The 15,648-nt window shown below is 62.1% G+C and carries 16 protein-coding genes; 6 read left to right on the top strand and 10 right to left on the bottom strand.

Features of this window, described 5'->3' with window-relative positions:
* Nucleotides 1-326 precede the first annotated feature (326 nt).
* The gene (locus DV706_RS05570; RefSeq protein ID WP_006066103.1) at nt 327-1,478 is read right to left on the bottom strand and encodes a class I SAM-dependent methyltransferase; all 1,152 of its coding nucleotides are present in this window, start codon (nt 1,476-1,478) and stop codon (nt 327-329) included.
* Nucleotides 1,471-2,610: a 60S ribosomal export protein NMD3 gene (locus DV706_RS05565; RefSeq protein WP_006066104.1), complete on the bottom strand. Its 1,140-nt coding sequence runs from the start codon at nt 2,608-2,610 to the stop codon at nt 1,471-1,473. The genes DV706_RS05570 and DV706_RS05565 overlap by 8 nt, the downstream gene beginning before the upstream one ends.
* 324 nt (nt 2,611-2,934) lie before the next feature.
* Here DV706_RS05565 and htpX point away from each other — a divergent pair, with 324 nt between their 5' ends.
* The 4 genes from htpX (at nt 2,935) to radA (ending at nt 7,102) form a co-directional block, all read left to right on the top strand.
* Nucleotides 2,935-3,819, top strand: coding sequence for a zinc metalloprotease HtpX (gene htpX / locus DV706_RS05560; protein ID WP_006066105.1), 885 nt, complete (start codon nt 2,935-2,937; stop codon nt 3,817-3,819).
* 24 nt (nt 3,820-3,843) lie between these two features.
* Nucleotides 3,844-4,449, top strand: a complete 606-nt coding sequence (gene pspAB / locus DV706_RS05555; RefSeq protein ID WP_006066106.1) for a PspA-associated protein PspAB — start codon at nt 3,844-3,846, stop codon at nt 4,447-4,449.
* A 291-nt stretch (nt 4,450-4,740) separates the two neighbouring features.
* Nucleotides 4,741-5,937 carry an outer membrane protein assembly factor BamB family protein gene (locus DV706_RS05550; protein WP_006066107.1) on the top strand — a complete coding sequence of 399 codons (1,197 nt, stop codon included), beginning with the start codon at nt 4,741-4,743 and terminating at the stop codon, nt 5,935-5,937.
* Between the two features lie 133 nt (nt 5,938-6,070).
* On the top strand, nt 6,071-7,102 hold the full coding sequence (gene radA, locus DV706_RS05545) for a DNA repair and recombination protein RadA (protein WP_006066108.1): 1,032 nt from the start codon (nt 6,071-6,073) through the stop codon (nt 7,100-7,102).
* Between the two features lie 13 nt (nt 7,103-7,115).
* Here radA and DV706_RS05540 read toward each other — a convergent pair whose 3' ends face one another.
* The 5 genes from DV706_RS05540 to DV706_RS05520 all read right to left on the bottom strand — a co-directional run bounded on the left by DV706_RS05540 (nt 7,116) and on the right by DV706_RS05520 (nt 10,549).
* Nucleotides 7,116-7,385, bottom strand: a complete 270-nt coding sequence (locus DV706_RS05540; protein ID WP_006066109.1) for a HalOD1 output domain-containing protein — start codon at nt 7,383-7,385, stop codon at nt 7,116-7,118.
* A gap of 252 nt (nt 7,386-7,637) precedes the next feature.
* Nucleotides 7,638-8,057 (bottom strand): Fe-S cluster assembly sulfur transfer protein SufU, encoded by a 420-nt coding sequence (sufU, locus tag DV706_RS05535; RefSeq protein WP_006066110.1) that lies wholly within the window; start codon nt 8,055-8,057, stop codon nt 7,638-7,640.
* Between the two features lie 185 nt (nt 8,058-8,242).
* Nucleotides 8,243-8,491 carry a hypothetical protein gene (locus DV706_RS05530; RefSeq protein WP_006066111.1) on the bottom strand — a complete coding sequence of 83 codons (249 nt, stop codon included), beginning with the start codon at nt 8,489-8,491 and terminating at the stop codon, nt 8,243-8,245.
* A 109-nt stretch (nt 8,492-8,600) separates the two neighbouring features.
* Nucleotides 8,601-9,239 carry an HD domain-containing protein gene (locus tag DV706_RS05525; protein WP_006066112.1) on the bottom strand — a complete coding sequence of 213 codons (639 nt, stop codon included), beginning with the start codon at nt 9,237-9,239 and terminating at the stop codon, nt 8,601-8,603.
* Nucleotides 9,240-9,304: 65 nt separating this feature from the next.
* A complete protein-coding gene (locus tag DV706_RS05520) occupies nt 9,305-10,549 on the bottom strand; it encodes an aminotransferase class V-fold PLP-dependent enzyme (RefSeq protein WP_006066113.1) in 1,245 nt (414 codons plus the stop codon).
* A 233-nt stretch (nt 10,550-10,782) separates the two neighbouring features.
* On the opposite strand from DV706_RS05520, the gene DV706_RS05515 reads away from it, so the two are divergent.
* Together DV706_RS05515 and DV706_RS05510 are read left to right on the top strand one after the other, a co-directional pair.
* Nucleotides 10,783-11,763 carry an ABC transporter ATP-binding protein gene (locus DV706_RS05515; RefSeq protein ID WP_006066114.1) on the top strand — a complete coding sequence of 327 codons (981 nt, stop codon included), beginning with the start codon at nt 10,783-10,785 and terminating at the stop codon, nt 11,761-11,763.
* On the top strand, nt 11,760-12,635 hold the full coding sequence (locus tag DV706_RS05510) for an ABC transporter permease (RefSeq protein ID WP_006066115.1): 876 nt from the start codon (nt 11,760-11,762) through the stop codon (nt 12,633-12,635). The genes DV706_RS05515 and DV706_RS05510 overlap by 4 nt, the downstream gene beginning before the upstream one ends.
* A gap of 26 nt (nt 12,636-12,661) precedes the next feature.
* Here the strand turns inward: DV706_RS05510 and DV706_RS05505 are convergent, their stop codons facing one another.
* The 3 genes from DV706_RS05505 to DV706_RS05495 form a co-directional block, all read right to left on the bottom strand.
* Nucleotides 12,662-12,952: a DUF424 domain-containing protein gene (locus DV706_RS05505; protein ID WP_006066116.1), complete on the bottom strand. Its 291-nt coding sequence runs from the start codon at nt 12,950-12,952 to the stop codon at nt 12,662-12,664.
* Between the two features lie 6 nt (nt 12,953-12,958).
* The gene (locus DV706_RS05500; protein ID WP_006066117.1) at nt 12,959-13,819 is read right to left on the bottom strand and encodes a tetratricopeptide repeat protein; all 861 of its coding nucleotides are present in this window, start codon (nt 13,817-13,819) and stop codon (nt 12,959-12,961) included.
* A gap of 69 nt (nt 13,820-13,888) precedes the next feature.
* Nucleotides 13,889-15,517, bottom strand: a complete 1,629-nt coding sequence (locus DV706_RS05495; RefSeq protein WP_049889784.1) for a hydroxysqualene dehydroxylase — start codon at nt 15,515-15,517, stop codon at nt 13,889-13,891.
* Nucleotides 15,518-15,648 lie beyond the last annotated feature (131 nt).

Raw genomic sequence — 15,648 nt, 5'->3', positions numbered from 1 at the left:
AGCGGTCTGAATTTCGAAAGAAACACGAGTCTCGTGGCGGTGAGCTGTCGCTCCCCAAGAGCGGTCGATGGTCGAAAACCGATTCAGAACGCCGCGAGCGCGCCCCAGGCGACCATCGAAGAGACCATCAGGAACGCGAACGTCAGGGCGATGAACTGGTTTCTGTCCATACGTGGTATCACTCACTCCGCCAGCATGAATGTCACGACGTTCGGCCGCCAGTCGGCACCTATAGTAACAACTGAAAATCAATGCACACCGCATCGCACGATGGCTGTGCGAGGCGTGTGTAAATCGTTTCAGTGGCTACTATAACAGCGTCGGCGCTACTCGAATCGGGCGTCGACGACGACGTGTTCCACGCCAGCGCTGTGACTCTTGACACGGCGTTTCTCGAGGATTTCGAGGTCCCTGCCAGCCGCCTCGCCCGCCGCCTCGAGGCGCGCTATCGGGCGATCCCAGAGCTGCGGCTCCGGCGTCGCCTCGTGGTAGTGGACGACGCCGCCGGGGACGAGCGCCTCGAGCGCACTCGGCAGGAACTCGTGGGCCTCGTCGGTCCTGGTCCCGTGGGCGTCGTCGTCCGACTCGTCCGCACGACCATAGTACCCCATCACGACCCGATCGGCGTCGACCTCGCCGGCGATCTCGCGGCAGTCGGTCATATAGGCGTCGACCCGCTCGGTAACGTCGTTCAACATGGCGTTCTCGAGCAGGTAGCGAAAGGCCGTGGAATTGAGTTCGGTTGCCGTCACTCGCGCGCCGGCCCGTGCCATCGGGAGGGTGAAGTAGCCGATGCCAGCGAACATGTCGAAGACGTGCTCGTCTGGCTCGACGTGCTCGCCCATTCGAGCGCGTTCGGCCTGATTCCCCGGTGAGAACATGACTTTCGCGGGGTCGAGCCCATAGCGCGTTCCGTGTTCCGTGTGGATCGTCTCGGTATCTCGCGCGCCAGCAAGCAGACGCGTGCGTGGCTCGCGATAGGTGCCAGCGTCGCCGTTGTTTGCGATCCCTTCGTCTGCCAGCACGCTGTCGGCTTCGCCGTGGATCTCGAGCAAGGCTTCGGCCAGCGCCGTCTCGTCGTGACAGTCGTCGGGCACCGTTAGGAGGATCACCGAGCCGATGACGGCCCACGAACCCGGAACCGACTCGAGCGCGTCATCGTTCCACCCTCGGTCGGCCAGCATGCCCTCGAGATCTGGATTCCGGATTTCGGGCTCGAGTTGGCGCACCACCTCGAGGACGCGCGTGTCGGTCGGCGGCGCCGTCACGGGGAGGGCGACCCGCTCCGGGCCGTCCTCGCGAACCCGCCTCGAGTCGTCGTAGACGCCCTCGGCGCGAAGCGACTGCATGGCTGTTTCGGTGCGTGGCTTTGCGACGATCGCAGCAAGCGGTGCGTCGGTCTCCGCGCCGACGTGCTCGAGGACGTCGTCGACCGGGCCGTCGGTCGGCAACGCTGGGTCGCCGTCGTTCTCACGCATCGGTTTCGTCGGGAAGGATGTGCAATCCAGCGCGGCTCTTCAGCACAGGCACCGTTTCGGCGTTGGGATCGAAGTAATCCGGACGCGCGATGGTTTTTGCCCGATAGCTTTCGGGGTCGAGCACCTGGACGGCGTTGTCGTCCTCGACGGTGACGACCGTGGCGTCGACGGCATCGTCGGCCTCGCCGAGTTTGCGCGCGTCGGGCGAGTCCCCTTCTTCGTAGCTCGCTTCGTAGCGCTCGCCGGTCGTCAGCCGGACGCCTTTGAGGTTGCCTCGAGCGCTGCGGACGAGCACCGGTCCCTTGTCGTCGTCCGCGAGGTCGATGACGTCGCCCGGCGGGTACGGCGGCAGGCGGACGGCGAACGTCACCCGATAGACCTCGTTACCGTCGGAGTCTTCGGTGACGAGCGTTTCGGCGTCGTTGACGGTGCCGCCGAACTCCTCAACCATCTTGTTCGAGATCTTCTTGCCGATCTTGTTGGTCGAGATCTTGATGTTCAGACCGTCGTCGACCTCGCTGACCTCGGTGACGAAGGCGTTTCGATCACCTGTCGCCTCCATCTCCGCGACGATCTGATTGGCGATCTCCTTGGCTCGCTCGGTTTCCTCGCTCGTCGGGGTCCGGTCCTCAGCGCGAATCTGGACGATACTCGCGTAGTAGTCGCCGGAGATCCGGCCACAGCGGGTGCAGGTCTGGCGAGCCATCCTGACTGGGACCATCACCTGCTCTTCGACCGGCGTTCCACGGACGACACCCGTGAAATAACAGTGCATCCGAATCGTGTTCGGGTCGATCTGTTCGGGTTCGACCTGCCAGGCGACGTCTTCGACGTCGACGTGAACGGCTAGCGCTTCGCTGACCTCTTCGATGGCGATATCGGTGTAATCTTCCGCACCGACGTCGACCCATCGATTGCCGCGATAGACGGCCCCACACTGGGCACAGACGCGAACGTCGATCCGATCCGGCGCATCCACGAAGTCGAAATCCTCGAAATAACACGCATCGCAGAGTTCGACCTCCGCACCGGGTCGAAGGGGATCCGCCGCAGACTCGTCGTTCGCGTCGCTCTCCGACCGCTCAGGTACCGTGTCCCCACATCGGGGACAGAACGCACGCGATTCTTTCATTGTTCCCAGTTAGTGGCTCACGGAGTTAAACGGCGTGTTCCACTCGCCGCCAAATCCGGCTGGGCTCTCACCCAGTTAGTCTCATACTCGAGTCGCCAGTGCTCACACAGTCGTGTCACAGAGATGGAGGGCGAAAGCGCACGACTCCACTCATTGTTTACTGATAATTTTGCTTTCTAATCGTGTCAGACGACGCCATGTCCAGTGGTCTCCATGTGAAACGAAGGGGTTGCGCACACGGTTTGCAAATGTGATTTCAGCCCGTCATGTTCCGTGGCGGTCGTGTCGGTGACACTTATTCGTCCAGCCCACTTCATTCGAGATATGAACTGGCAGGCAGACTGGGGGCTTCGGTTTCGAATGTTCCTGACGATGTTTCTGTTGTTTGCGCTGTACATCGTCTTTGCTGGGGTGATCACCACCTACATGGGTGGCGGACTGATGGTCTTCGCGTTCCTGTTCGGCGGCATGTCGCTGGTCCAGTACTACTTCAGCGACACACTCACGCTCAAGAGCATGGGTGCGAAGACGGTTTCGGCCAACGAGTACCCACAACTGCATGGCTCGGTCGAGCGGCTCTCCCAGCAGGCTGACCTCCCCAAGCCGAAGATTGCGGTCATCGACTCGGACGTTCCCAACGCCTTTGCGACCGGCCGGAACCAAAAAAACGCCGCCGTCGCGGTGACGACGGGACTCATGCGCACGCTCAATCAGGACGAACTCGATGGGGTTCTCGCTCACGAACTCGCCCACGTCAAAAACCGGGACATGATGGTGATGACGTTCGCCTCGCTGCTCGCGACCATCGCGTTCATGATCGTCCGCTGGGGCGCGTTCTTCGGCGGCGGTCAGAGTCGCGGGGGCAAAGGGGGCGGCGGCATCATGGTCGCCATCCTCGTCTCCCTGATCGTCTGGATCATCAGCTACCTGCTCATTCGGGCGCTCTCGCGGTACCGCGAGTACTCCGCCGACCGCGGGGCGGCGGCGATCACGGGTAACCCCTCGGCGCTGGCGTCGGCACTCATGAAGATCTCCGGCCAGATGGACAAGGTCCCCAAGGAGGACATGCGCGAGGAGGCCGAGATGAACGCCTTCTTCATCATCCCGATCAAGTCCGGCGTCGTCGGTCGCCTCTTTAGCACCCATCCGCCGACAGAGCGACGGGTCGAACAACTGCGCGACCTCGAGCGCGAGATGCAATCGTTCTAAGGGGTCGCTATCCTCTGTCATCGTATGGGACTGCTCGATGGACTCCGCGCCGTCCTCGGCTTGCGCGCCGAGACGGACGCCAGACGCGACGCCGATCCGGACGATCTCTTCGGGATGAGTACCGCCTATCTGACGATGGAGGCCGACCTCGGCTACGACTCGGCGGACGTCGGCGCGCTCTGTTTCTCCGGTGTCGACTCGAGGAGCTTTCGAGACGCCGTCGACGAGGTCGAAGCCATCCTCGAGGCGGGCCGCGAGGAAACCGGCACCGAGTTCTCCGTGAGCAGCGACGACCACGGCTACCACTGGGTCGTCCTCGAGGACGACAACCCCGAGGATCTCATTACGAGCATGCATTTCGCTGCGGACACGTTCATCGAGCACGGCTATGGCTCGCGGCTGCTTGCGGCCGTCTTCGCGTATGAAGACCGCGACGGGCCGGCCTACTGGATCTACTCGTTCCGTCGCGGGGCATACTACCCCTTCGCGCCCCGACCCGGCCGCGAGCGCGACTCGAGCGCGGAGTTCACACTCGAGTCGACGCTGGATGGCGAACTCGAGATCGAACGCGAGAAAGAGTACTGGTACCCGTTGTGGCCGAGTTCGGGCGGGACCCATCCCTGGGAGTGAACCGCCAGCGGGCCAACTGCACCGCAATGAGTGCCGATACCAAATTCTGTTGGCATCACCGGTATTAGTTCTGACTCCATACAAGATTGTACGGCAGGAACCCCCTATCATCATCAACTGCGCCATACACCAGTTGTTGCCCCCCCCTTTCCTGCCGGGCCGTTTCGTTCCGTCCAGTCACTGAGTCGTCAAGTGTGTGATCAGAGTGGCAATACCAGCCGACGAACGAGCGTTCTCGCCCGTCATCCGGTGTCGCATCCATTATACCGATCCGTTCGGTATCTCCATCCAGTGACAGACTGGAACCAATTCAAAGGCGATCCCCAGCACTCGGGGCTACGGCGTGATCTCGAGGGTCCCCAGCGGATCGCAGAGTGCTGGACGGCCGACCTCGTCGGCGCGGCTGGATCACCGGTACTCGACCGCGATACCGTCTTCGTCGGGACGAGCCACGGGAATTGTTACGCTTTCGAACGCGAAACCGGGCGCCGGCGCTGGGTGTTCGAGACGACTGCGGCGACCGACACGGCACCAATCGTCACACACGACCACCTGTATCTCGCGACAGGCGAGGGCGTCGTCTACGCCCTCGAGCCCGCGACTGGCGAGCAGCGATGGACGGCCGAACTTCCAGGCACACTCGACTCTGCACTTGCGCTGTCGGGAACGGTGCTCTATGCCAGCCATACGGCCGGACTCTCGGCACTCGAGGCTGACAGCGGCGAACTCGTCTGGACACACGAGACCGACACACCTGTCGTCGGCGCGCCGGCCGTCGATAGCGACGAGGACCGCGACCGACAGGGGGGCTGGGGACAGCGCTCGGACCCCGACCAAGAGATCGACCTGCTGTCGCTCGATGATGCCCAGATGGACGCGGATGGCGACCAGACACACGACAGGAACCAGGTTCACGTCGGCACCGCTGATGGGACGGTTCTGGCCCTCGAGGCGACGACTGGTGAACCATGCTGGGATGCCCCGACCAGCGGCACAGTCGTCGACGGGCCGACAGTCGTCAACGACCGGGTGTACGTCGCCGACGACGACGGGACGCTGATCGCGTTTCACACCAGCAGCGGGCAGTCGTGGTTCACCTACGAGATACAGGGCTCGTTTACATCCTCGCCGACCGTCCTCGACGCAATCGACTCGACGTACGTCGGTGCCGCAGACGGCTATCTCCACGTCACCGACACGACGTTCGGCCGCCGGAAACTGCGGGGCTGGCTGTTTTCGAAGAAGGGCGTCGCCCTCGATGGCCCGGTCACCTCCAGTCCCGTGATCGTCGGTGATATCCTCTGTATCGGCGATTCGACCGGCTCACTGTACGGGATCGACGTCTCCGATGACTGTGACCTGTGCTGGCACCACGGGCTCGAGGGAGCGGTAACGAGTACGCCTGCAGTTGGCGACGGCCAACTGTACGTCGGCAGCGACGAGCAACTCACCTGCCTTGAGTGGCAGTCCGGTGACCGCACGCCCTGACTGGAGTTGACAACTGCGCCATTCTAGATAAATTCGTGGACGACCAGCTCGAGTACCGCGTCGCAGTCGTGCACTTTCACTTTCACTCTCCTGTTAACGAGGGTTTATACAGGGTCCGGCACAACGACTGAGTATGCCAGACGCAGACCTCGAGACCCTCCCCGGTGTTGGACCCGCAACCGCAGACAAGCTTCATGACGCTGGTTTCGACTCGTTCCAGAGTCTCGCCGTCGCCTCTCCCTCTGAACTGTCGAACACAGCCGACGTCGGCGAGTCGACCGCAGCGGACATCGTTCGCGCCGCTCGTGACGCAGCTGATATCGGTGGCTTCGAGACCGGTTCGACTGTTCTCGAACGACGAAACGAGATCGGCAAGCTGAGCTGGCACATCGACGAAGTCGACGACCTGCTCGGTGGCGGTATGGAAACCCAGTCGATCACCGAAGTCTACGGTGAGTTCGGCTCCGGGAAATCGCAGGTCACCCACCAGATGGCCGTCAACGTCCAGCTTCCCAAGGAAGTCGGCGGCCTTCACGGCTGTGCGATTTTCGTCGACAGTGAGGACACGTTCCGTCCGGAACGGATCGACGACATGGTCCGCGGCCTCGAGGATGAGGTCATCAACGCAACGCTCGAGGATCGCGAGATCGAGGGCACTGCGGCTGATGAGGAGGCAGTCGATGAACTCGTCGACGACATCCTCGATAAGATCCACGTCGCGAAGGCGTTCAACTCCAACCACCAGATGCTGCTAGCCGAGAAGGCGAAGGAACTGGCCGGTGAGCACGAAGACTCCGACTACCCCGTTCGACTGCTGGCGGTCGACTCGCTTACGGCACACTTCCGTGCGGAGTACGTTGGTCGTGGCGAACTTGCGGACCGACAGCAGAAGCTCAACAAACACCTCCACGATATCGACAAGGTCGGTAACCTCTACAACTGCGCCGTTATCGTCACCAATCAGGTTGCCTCGAACCCCGACTCCTACTTCGGCGACCCAACCCAGCCGATCGGTGGGAACATCCTCGGACACAAATCGACGTTTCGGATCTATCTGCGTAAATCCAAAGGTAACAAACGGATCGTTCGACTGGTCGACGCCCCGAACCTCGCCGACGGCGAGGCCGTCATGCGCGTCGAAGACGGCGGACTGAAGCCGGAGTAACGACTGCCCGTTTTTACGACTCGAGTGAGACCGTGACTGAATCGCCGTACTCGACGAGCACCCTGTAGCCACAGTAGATGAAGGCGATCTGACCGGCTCGGTTTACTGACCGATCACGTTTCGACGGCGAAAACGCCGTCTCGAGTGCGTCAGGATTGACCACGTCCCACAGCGGCGGTAACTCGAGGACGTCGACACCTTCCGCGTCGGCGACTGCTGTGACGATTGCGTCGGTGACCGAGTCACGGTTGCCGTCCCGTTTCGACGAACCGGTGCTACTCATCGAACATCGTATGTCTCGAGTTAGCAAAAACCTATCTCTGAACGGGGCAGTGGTCACACTGGCTGGCAAAGCCGTCTGTGGACGAGTCGGTCACCACGACACAGTTGGGTTCGGACACCGTTGCTGTCGGTCTCAGGGAGCTAGCTGAAAACGTTTGATCGGCCGCTCTCGTGGGCTGTCGGTCAGTATGACGGCCGCGAATCCGCGACCGATTCCGGAGTGCGTATCCGTCACTCCGTTTTTTCGACAGGATCAGTCTTCGGTCGTCGTCTTCTCGACATCGAGTTCGCCCTGATAGATCTCCGCGCCGTCCTGGGCAACCTTTTCGGCCAGAACGGCACACTTGACTCGCATTGGCGAGATATCGACACCGAGCATATCGACCACGTCGTCACGGTCCATCTCGAGTAACTCCTCGACCGTTTTGCCACGAAGCTTCGTCGAGAGCATACTCGCAGAGGCCTGGCTGATCGCACAGCCGTCGCCCGAAAACGCAACCTGCTCAATCGTCTCTTCGTCGTCAGCGAGTTTGACGTCCATACGAATCTCGTCGCCGCACATCGGGTTTTCGCCGATGTGGGTAAACGTCGGATCCTCGAGTTCCCCGTAGTTCCGCGGGTTCTTGTAGTGGTCGAGGATCTGCTGTCTGTACATATCCGAGCCCAGTCCCATTGGTATCCTCGAGTAGCACTGAGAGTTGTAAAAGGGTTCCGGGGCACACAGTATCTCGTTACCACGAATGGTTACGCAACTTCGCCGTACGAAATGATAAGCGGTTCTCTGTGGAGACAATCAGGTATGGATCTCCACTGTGAGAACACGCTGTCGACACGTCGAACGGTTGCTGGCCGATGCTGCTACGGCGACCCCTGATCGACTGGGGGGTTGAGATAGCAGGCATCGATGATGACGAACACACCGATCGGTGCTGCGATGAGCATCGCCTGCACTATCGATACGCCCAGTACACTCGCCGCGACCAGTGCAACCGCAAACGCAACCGGGACGATCACGAGATGAAGATCGTACCGGGTTGCCGCGGCGAGAACGTCAACCAGTGCGTCGAACGGGTCCCGCTTGGGACGACTAATCGGTTTCTCGTACATTATTCTCACCTCGGCACTCCCATGTACAACTGGCGAGCCCAAAAATCCTGTGTGAGTTTGTTGTTCATTACAATTGCGCGGCGGTCTCTCTTCAAGAGGCCGAGGGCTGCTATCGCTCCCCGGACAGTTCTCCCTCGAACTGTTCTGTATACTCGCGGACGAACCGGCCTCGACGCTCCGCAACGGCCCGGCCGACGTCGGTGTACATCCGATCCGGAAGGTCGAGGATCTTCTTGTGGAGGTGGTTGTACTGCGTCTGGCCGGCCGACGTATCGTCATCGGCAACCGGCACGTCGGGATCGTACAGCGAGGTTCCGAGCGCACCCCCGTGGGCGAAGACGCGAGCGATACCGACCGCACCAAGGGCATCGAGGTTGTCCGCGTCACTGAGGAGTTTTGCCTCGAGCGTCTCCGGATCGATCTCGTTCGAGTACCGATGTGAACGCACACAGTGTTTTACGTGCTCGATCGTTTCTGCGTCCGCGCCAACGCCCTCGAGAATCCGGCCCGCCTCCTTACTGCCCCAGATCGCATGGTCGTCGATCTCGCCACGGTCTTCCCGCTCGCGGCCGATATCGTGGAGTACGACCGCAAGGCGAACGACGCGGTCGTCTATCGACGCCGACTGTGGGTGGCGCTCGAGCAGTGTCTCCGCGAGCGTCTCGACACGCCTGACGTGGTGCCAGTCGTGTGCCGGTGGAGCGTCGTCGAAATACGGGCGGGCCTGAGTGCGGACTGCCTCGAGCATGACGTCGTGTTCTGGCGACGGATACTAAACGAACGGATCGCGAAAACGCAGTGTAGACGGCGTTGCTATGCGAACAGCTGTCGTGCGTCGTCCAACGCGGCGATCAGTGTGTCGACTTCGTCGCGTGTATTGTAGACATAAAACGACGCTCGAGTCGATGCCGGCACGCCCAGTTTGTCGTGTAGCGGCTGCGTACAGTGATCGCCCGCTCGCACGGCGACCGTGTGATCGTTCAGGATTGAGGTCAGGTCGTGGGCATGGACGCCCTCGAGATTGAAACTGACCAGTCCGCCGCGGTCGGGACCGCCTTCGGGACCGTAGATCTCGACGTCGCCTTCAGCCTCGAGCTGGTCGTAGGCGTAAGCTGCGAGCTCTTCCTCGTGGGCCTGTACGCGCTCCATACCAAGGTCCTCGAGCCAGTCGATCGCGGCGTGGAGCCCAACGGCTTCGGCGATTGGCGGCGTCCCGGGTTCGAACTTCCAGGGGAGCTCGCCCCAACTCGAGTCCTCGAACGTGACCTTACGGATCATGCCGCCGCCGTAGAGGTAGGGCTCGAGGTCCTCGAGCAGGGCTTGCTTGCCGTAGAGAACACCGATGCCGGTGGGGCCAGCCATCTTGTGCCCCGAGAAGGCATAAAAGTCGGCGTCGATCTCTGCGACGTCGACGGGACGGTTCGGGACTGCCTGTGCGCCGTCGATAAACGAGAGCGCACCGTGTTCGTGGGCGAGATCGGTGAGTTCAGAGACGGGGTTGACCGTCCCCAGCGTGTTCGAGACGTGCACGGCCGAGACCATCGCGGTATCGTCGCTGATCAGTTCGCGGGCATGGTCCATATCTAGCCGACCGGTGTCGTCGACGCGGATGTACTCGACGTTTGCACCCGTTCGCTTGGCGAGCTGTTGCCACGTGACCAGCGAAGCGTGGTGTTCCATCTCCGTGAGGATGACGTCGTCACCGGGCTCGAGTTCGTGCAGACCCCACGAGTAGGCGACTAGATTCTCGCTTTCGGTCGTGTTTTTCGTGAAGATGACTTCCTCGCGCCCCGCAGCGCCGATGAACTCGGCGACGCGGTCGTGGGCCTCCTCATACGCGATCGAGGCCTCCTGGCTCAGGTGGTGGATGCCCCGGTGGACGTTCGCATTGGACTCACGGTAGTAGTCGCTCATCGCGTCGACGACCGCATCGGGGGTCTGGGTCGTCGCCGCGTTGTCGAGGTAGACGACCTGCTGGCCGTCGAACTCCCGCTCGAGAATGGGGAACTCCTCACGAATCGCCTCGACATCCAGCGGCTCGAGGTTCTGCTGACTCATTATGTAGCCAGAGGTATCGCAGACAAAACACTCCTTCGGTCTCGGGCATCTAGACGGATGGAATCGTCCACTCTCGACCTGCAAGCTGTGGGATCTCGCCGTCGATTCGAGGGTACCAGTGGCGACGATGCTGGCTATGGCGAAAACGCACACTTTGGGGGTGTTGAAGGAGTTTCCGTACCTGAAACTGCGGCCCGTCGATTATATGCAATTCCTGTGTATGTACCAACAAGATGACCGCGATCGAAACGACTGGGTTGACGAAAACCTACGGTGAGTTGACCGCCGTCGACGACCTCGATCTGACGATCGAAGACGGCGAAGTGTTCGGCTTTCTGGGCCCAAACGGGGCGGGGAAGTCGACCACCATCAACATGTTACTCGACTTCGCTCGCCCGACATCGGGATCGGCGACAGTGCTCGGCTACGACGCTCAGGACGAGGCAGACGAGATCAGCCCCCGTGTCGGTGTCCTGCCGGAGGGGTTCGACATCTACCCGCGACTCTCTGGCCGTCGACATATCGAGTTCGCAATCGACACCAAAGACGCCACGAACGACCCCGAGGCGATCCTCGAGCGCGTCGGCCTCTCGGTCGAGGACGCCGCGCGGCCGGCTGGCGACTACTCCAAGGGGATGCGCCAGCGCCTCGCGACTGGGATGGCGCTGGTCGGCGACCCCGACCTGCTGATTATGGACGAGCCCTCCTCCGGGCTCGATCCCCACGGGATCCGTGAGATGCAAGACCTCGTCCGCGCGGAGGCCGACCGCGGGACGACCGTCTTCTTCTCGAGTCACATCTTAGAGCACGTCGAAGCAGTCTGTGATCGTATCGGCGTATTGAATGAGGGTACGCTCGTCGCCGTCGACACCATTGAGGGGCTCCGAGAGTCGCTTGGTGACGGGGCGACGATGGAACTCACACTTGCCGACGCTGCCGATGGCCATCTCGAGACCGCTCGTGGCGTTGCTGGAATCACTGCCGTCGCCGCCGCTGGACAGACGCTCGAGTGTTCGATCGCCGATCCGGCGGCGAAAGCGACCATCGTGACTGCGCTCGACGCCGCAGGCGCAACGATTCAGGACCTTCGAATCGACGACGTCTCGCTCGAGTCGCTGTTTACCACACTCACCAACGGTGAGGGGGACGCTGGGGTGCAGGCAACTGACGACACAGCGGCTCCCGAGGCTGTGGCCACGGAGGTGGACCAATGACCGCACAGATCACGACTGTTGCCCGCAAGGAGTTCGAGGACGCCGGCCGATCGAAACTGCTCTGGTCGCTGATCGGCCTGCTCGTCGGGATCGTTGTCATCGGCTATACGGCGATCTGGTATACGGCCGACGACGCGACGGCGGCCGAGGTGCTTGGCTTCCTTGGCTTCCCACTGCAGACGATCGTGCCGATCGCCGCGCTGATCGCCGGCTACATGGCCGTCGTCGGCGAGCGTCGCTCGGGCAGTATCAAACTCCTGCTTGGCTTGCCGCCGAACCGCACCGACGTCGTCTTCGGCAAACTGCTCGGACGGATGGCTGTCGTCGGCACGGCCGTCGTCCTCGCCTTCCTCGTCGCGCTCGTGTTGGGCGCGGCCTTTTTCGGCTCGGTGCCGCTTGCCGATTGGGTCGCCTTTGGCGCAATCACGCTCCTGTTCGGCGTCGCCTTCGCGGGCCTCGCAGTCGGCGTCTCCGCTGGTGTTTCGACACGAGGCAAATCGATGGCGCTCGTCGTCGGCCTCTACATGCTCTTTGTCGCACTCTGGGAACTCGTCACTGCCGGGCCGTACTACCTGCTCTACGACGAAGGGCCGCCGGTCGAAGCCGAAACGTGGTATCTCGTCCTCGAGCAGTTCAACCCGATGTCCGCCTACACGACGCTTTCGAGCAACGCTATCGAAGGCGAGGTATTCCCCTTTACGTTTCAGTACGGACTCGAGGATTTCGAGGCGAGCCAGCTGACGCCGGCCGAACGGTACGCAGGTGACGCGCCGTTCTATCTGCAAGACTGGTTTGGCGTCGTCGTCTTGCTGTTCTGGCTCGTCGTCCCCGTCGCCGTCGGCTACTATCGGTTCAGAAACACTGATCTATAGCTCCGCGCTGCCTTCGGTGTCGCCGGCTACAGCCACAGCAACTGCGCGTGCAGCGTCGGCCCAACCTCGAGGACGTTCGCCTCGTCGACGAACCCGTTCTCGACGGCGAGTTCGACAGCTTCCGTGCCGACGATGTTGGCGACAGTCGCTCGAGCGAGGCTGTCGACGACGACGTCTTCGTCGACTGTCTCGCCGCCGTAGAACTCCTCGGTGACGGCCAGCGAGATTCCCTCGCCCTCGAAGGTCTCGCCGAGGACGGCCTCGTCACAGACGGCGACCAACAGCCCTTCTGGTGTCTGTCGTTCGTTGACGATCATCCGTCGTTACTCGAGTTCCCACTCGCCATCGCGATCGGATGCGCGCCCCGGATCCGTGATATCGACCCCGCCCTGTTGTCGCTCGGACTGCTCATCGACGTCGGGAGGGGTGTGACCTTGCATCTCCTTTCGCTGTTCGATCATGCGCTGTTCGGCTTCTTCACGCATCTCGTTTGCTTCCTCGGCGATCTCCTCGGCTTCGTCGTACTCGCCCAGTTCCTCGAGAATCTCGGCTTTCTCCTCGAGGACTTTGGCGTTGCGCAGTCCCAGCCGAATGGCGTTGTCGATACAGTGGAGTGCCTCCTCGGCCAGGCCACGCTCTGAGAGGAAAAAGGCGCGATTGAACCAGCCTTCGGCGAAGCGCTCGTCGATCTCGACGGCGCGTTCGGCGTGCTCGAGAGCCTGTGTCGTCTCGCCGAACTCCCAGAGTGCGTAAGCGAGATTCGTCTCGGCCGTCGCGGCGTGTTCGCTCTCGCCGTCGATTCGAATCGCCTCGCGGTGGGCACCGATCGCCTCGTCGTACTCCTCGAGTTCGGCGTGGGCGACACCTTTGTTGACCCAGGCCTCCTGTGCGAGACCGTCATCCTCGGCGAAGCGGGCGGTCCGCTCGAAGGCCTCGGTGGCCTGTTCGTAGCGGTTGATCTGCATGTAGTTCAGCCCGACGTCGAGCAACTCGCTCGCATCGACTTCGTCCTGATTGATGGTCCGCGCATCGAGCGTGTCGGCGAGGACGCGGGAGTCGACCGGGTCGACCTTCGACGGATCGACGTTCAGTTCCGGTGGATCCAGATCGAACTCGTCGTAGGTGTCCTCGAAGCCCTCTCCTTCGGAGAACTGGTGGTCGCGATTGCCCTCTCGATCAGTCATTGCCAGACGTTGGCGACGACGACTGTTAAGGGCTGCGACCCGGTATCGGCTCTGTGCCTGAGAGACGCTTCAGAGCCGGCTGCTGAGCCGTCTGGTTGCGCCTCGAATCGAGTGGGTCACGTCACCGGGATGCGGGAGGCCGAGCCGATACCGAAACCGGTCCTGTCGCTTGAACGGCTCGAATACGGCTGGCTCCGTAAGCTCCCAGGTCGCGACCGTTGCCTTCCGTCCGTGTCGCTCGAGGATCGCGTTCGCTGCGCGGCGGCCGGCTTCGTTGGCCGACTCCATCGAGGCCAGATCCGAGTTCGTCCGCACGTAGTCGCTTGCGAGTGTGAGATTGTCGATCGCCGGGTCGGCCGATGGTCGGTTCGCTAACGCGCCGACGGTGTTGATTAGCAGTGGTGAGCGGTTCTCGACGCCGCCGTCGTCGCGTTCGACGATCGCCGGATCGAGGAACCAGTCGACGAGCATGTCGTCGTCCAGCGTCGTCTCGGTCACGTTCAGGTGGGCTTTCAGCTGTGCCCAGATCTCCGTTGCAATCTCGTCGCGCGTACACGATCTGGCTGGCTTCTCGTGGAGCATGCCGGGTGTATCCCAGTCGGAGGCGATCACCGAGAGGACACCTTCGACCGCGTCGGGACCGTGATCCGCGACGTTGTACCCTGTCCAGAACTGTCGCTGTGAGATCGATGTCAGCGCCCACGGCGCGTCGGCGTAGACCTGGTGGCCCCGCGTCAACTCGACGTCTTCGGTCAGGTAGAACTGGATCCCGTTCATCCACGCCGTCTCGAGTTGACTGATCCGCTCGAGTTCGGGTGCGAGACGCCTCATCTTTCGTGTGAGGAACTCGGTGGCGATCTCGACTGGAACAGCGAGGACGTACTCGTCGGCTGTGATCGTCTCCCCGTTGGCCAACGTGACGCCGGTGATCCGGCGGCCATCGAACTCGAGTTGCGTCGCTGGCGTGGCCGGTCGGAGGTCGACGTCGAGCGCCTCGAGATGGCGGACCCATGGCTTGATCCAGGCCTCGCTGGTCGGTCCGTTCAGGACGCGTTCGGTCGGCTGGGTGGGATCGAGCTGGCCGAACAGGAGCTGCAGATAGATAGTGCCGATCGTCCGGGTGCTCCCGACCTGGGGTCGGAGCGCAACGAGTGACTGGGTCGCGTAGGCGAGGCGATCACGAAACTCCTGTGAGCGGTTGTCGGCATCGATGAACTCCCACCAGGAGATGTCGTCGAGCTCGCCCTCACGTCGCTCGTCACAGGCTGTCAGCAGATACAGGAGTCGTTCGAGCAGAAAGCGAACGTCGTCGTCGGGCAAGTCCTCGGCAAAGGCCGGACGCAGTGCCTCGAGCCACCCACGCAGCGAGTTGGGGGTCCGCGTCTCGGCGATCCGGCCCGGGCTGTCGGCGTTCGCGATGAGTGTCGCTTCGGTCTCGACGAGGTTTTCGGCGACGGTCCCGGTTCCGTCGGGGATTCGATCCATCGTCTCGATGACGTGCTGGTAGAACGCTGGGAAGAACCGAAAGCCGTGCTCACCGTGTAGCGCCTTCGGATCGTCCGTGATCGGTACCGATCGGGCCTTTCCACCGAAGCGGTCGTTGGCCTCGACGACGGTGACGTCGAACCCGCGCTCGGCGAGTTCGTGCGCCGTGGTGAGGCCGCCGATCCCACCGCCAAGTACGACAACGTCGGTCATCATCGTATGCAAGTGTCGTATCAATATAATCGTCGGCCCTAACAGCCTTCACGTAACCGTCACCGGTAACCGAATGCCAGACGGTCGGCGCTCGGCACGGCAGCGTTGGCGACACGAACCGTCCGTCCAGC

The organism is Natronorubrum bangense (assembly GCF_004799645.1).
GTDB lineage: Archaea > Halobacteriota > Halobacteria > Halobacteriales > Natrialbaceae > Natronorubrum > Natronorubrum bangense.
Note: the sequence above shows the minus strand (reverse complement) of the source record. Positions and strands in the feature narration are given on the sequence as shown.

Coding starts and splice junctions, on each gene's coding strand:
- DV706_RS05570 (WP_006066103.1), bottom strand. CDS start 1,478: ATGCGTGAGAACGACGGCGACCCAGCGTTGCCGACCGACGGCCCGGTC.
- DV706_RS05565 (WP_006066104.1), bottom strand. CDS start 2,610: ATGAAAGAATCGCGTGCGTTCTGTCCCCGATGTGGGGACACGGTACCT.
- htpX (WP_006066105.1), top strand. CDS start 2,935: ATGAACTGGCAGGCAGACTGGGGGCTTCGGTTTCGAATGTTCCTGACG.
- pspAB (WP_006066106.1), top strand. CDS start 3,844: ATGGGACTGCTCGATGGACTCCGCGCCGTCCTCGGCTTGCGCGCCGAG.
- radA (WP_006066108.1), top strand. CDS start 6,071: ATGCCAGACGCAGACCTCGAGACCCTCCCCGGTGTTGGACCCGCAACC.
- DV706_RS05540 (WP_006066109.1), bottom strand. CDS start 7,385: ATGAGTAGCACCGGTTCGTCGAAACGGGACGGCAACCGTGACTCGGTC.
- sufU (WP_006066110.1), bottom strand. CDS start 8,057: ATGGGACTGGGCTCGGATATGTACAGACAGCAGATCCTCGACCACTAC.
- DV706_RS05530 (WP_006066111.1), bottom strand. CDS start 8,491: ATGTACGAGAAACCGATTAGTCGTCCCAAGCGGGACCCGTTCGACGCA.
- DV706_RS05525 (WP_006066112.1), bottom strand. CDS start 9,239: ATGCTCGAGGCAGTCCGCACTCAGGCCCGCCCGTATTTCGACGACGCT.
- DV706_RS05520 (WP_006066113.1), bottom strand. CDS start 10,549: ATGAGTCAGCAGAACCTCGAGCCGCTGGATGTCGAGGCGATTCGTGAG.
- DV706_RS05515 (WP_006066114.1), top strand. CDS start 10,783: ATGACCGCGATCGAAACGACTGGGTTGACGAAAACCTACGGTGAGTTG.
- DV706_RS05510 (WP_006066115.1), top strand. CDS start 11,760: ATGACCGCACAGATCACGACTGTTGCCCGCAAGGAGTTCGAGGACGCC.
- DV706_RS05505 (WP_006066116.1), bottom strand. CDS start 12,952: ATGATCGTCAACGAACGACAGACACCAGAAGGGCTGTTGGTCGCCGTC.
- DV706_RS05500 (WP_006066117.1), bottom strand. CDS start 13,819: ATGACTGATCGAGAGGGCAATCGCGACCACCAGTTCTCCGAAGGAGAG.
- DV706_RS05495 (WP_049889784.1), bottom strand. CDS start 15,517: ATGACCGACGTTGTCGTACTTGGCGGTGGGATCGGCGGCCTCACCACG.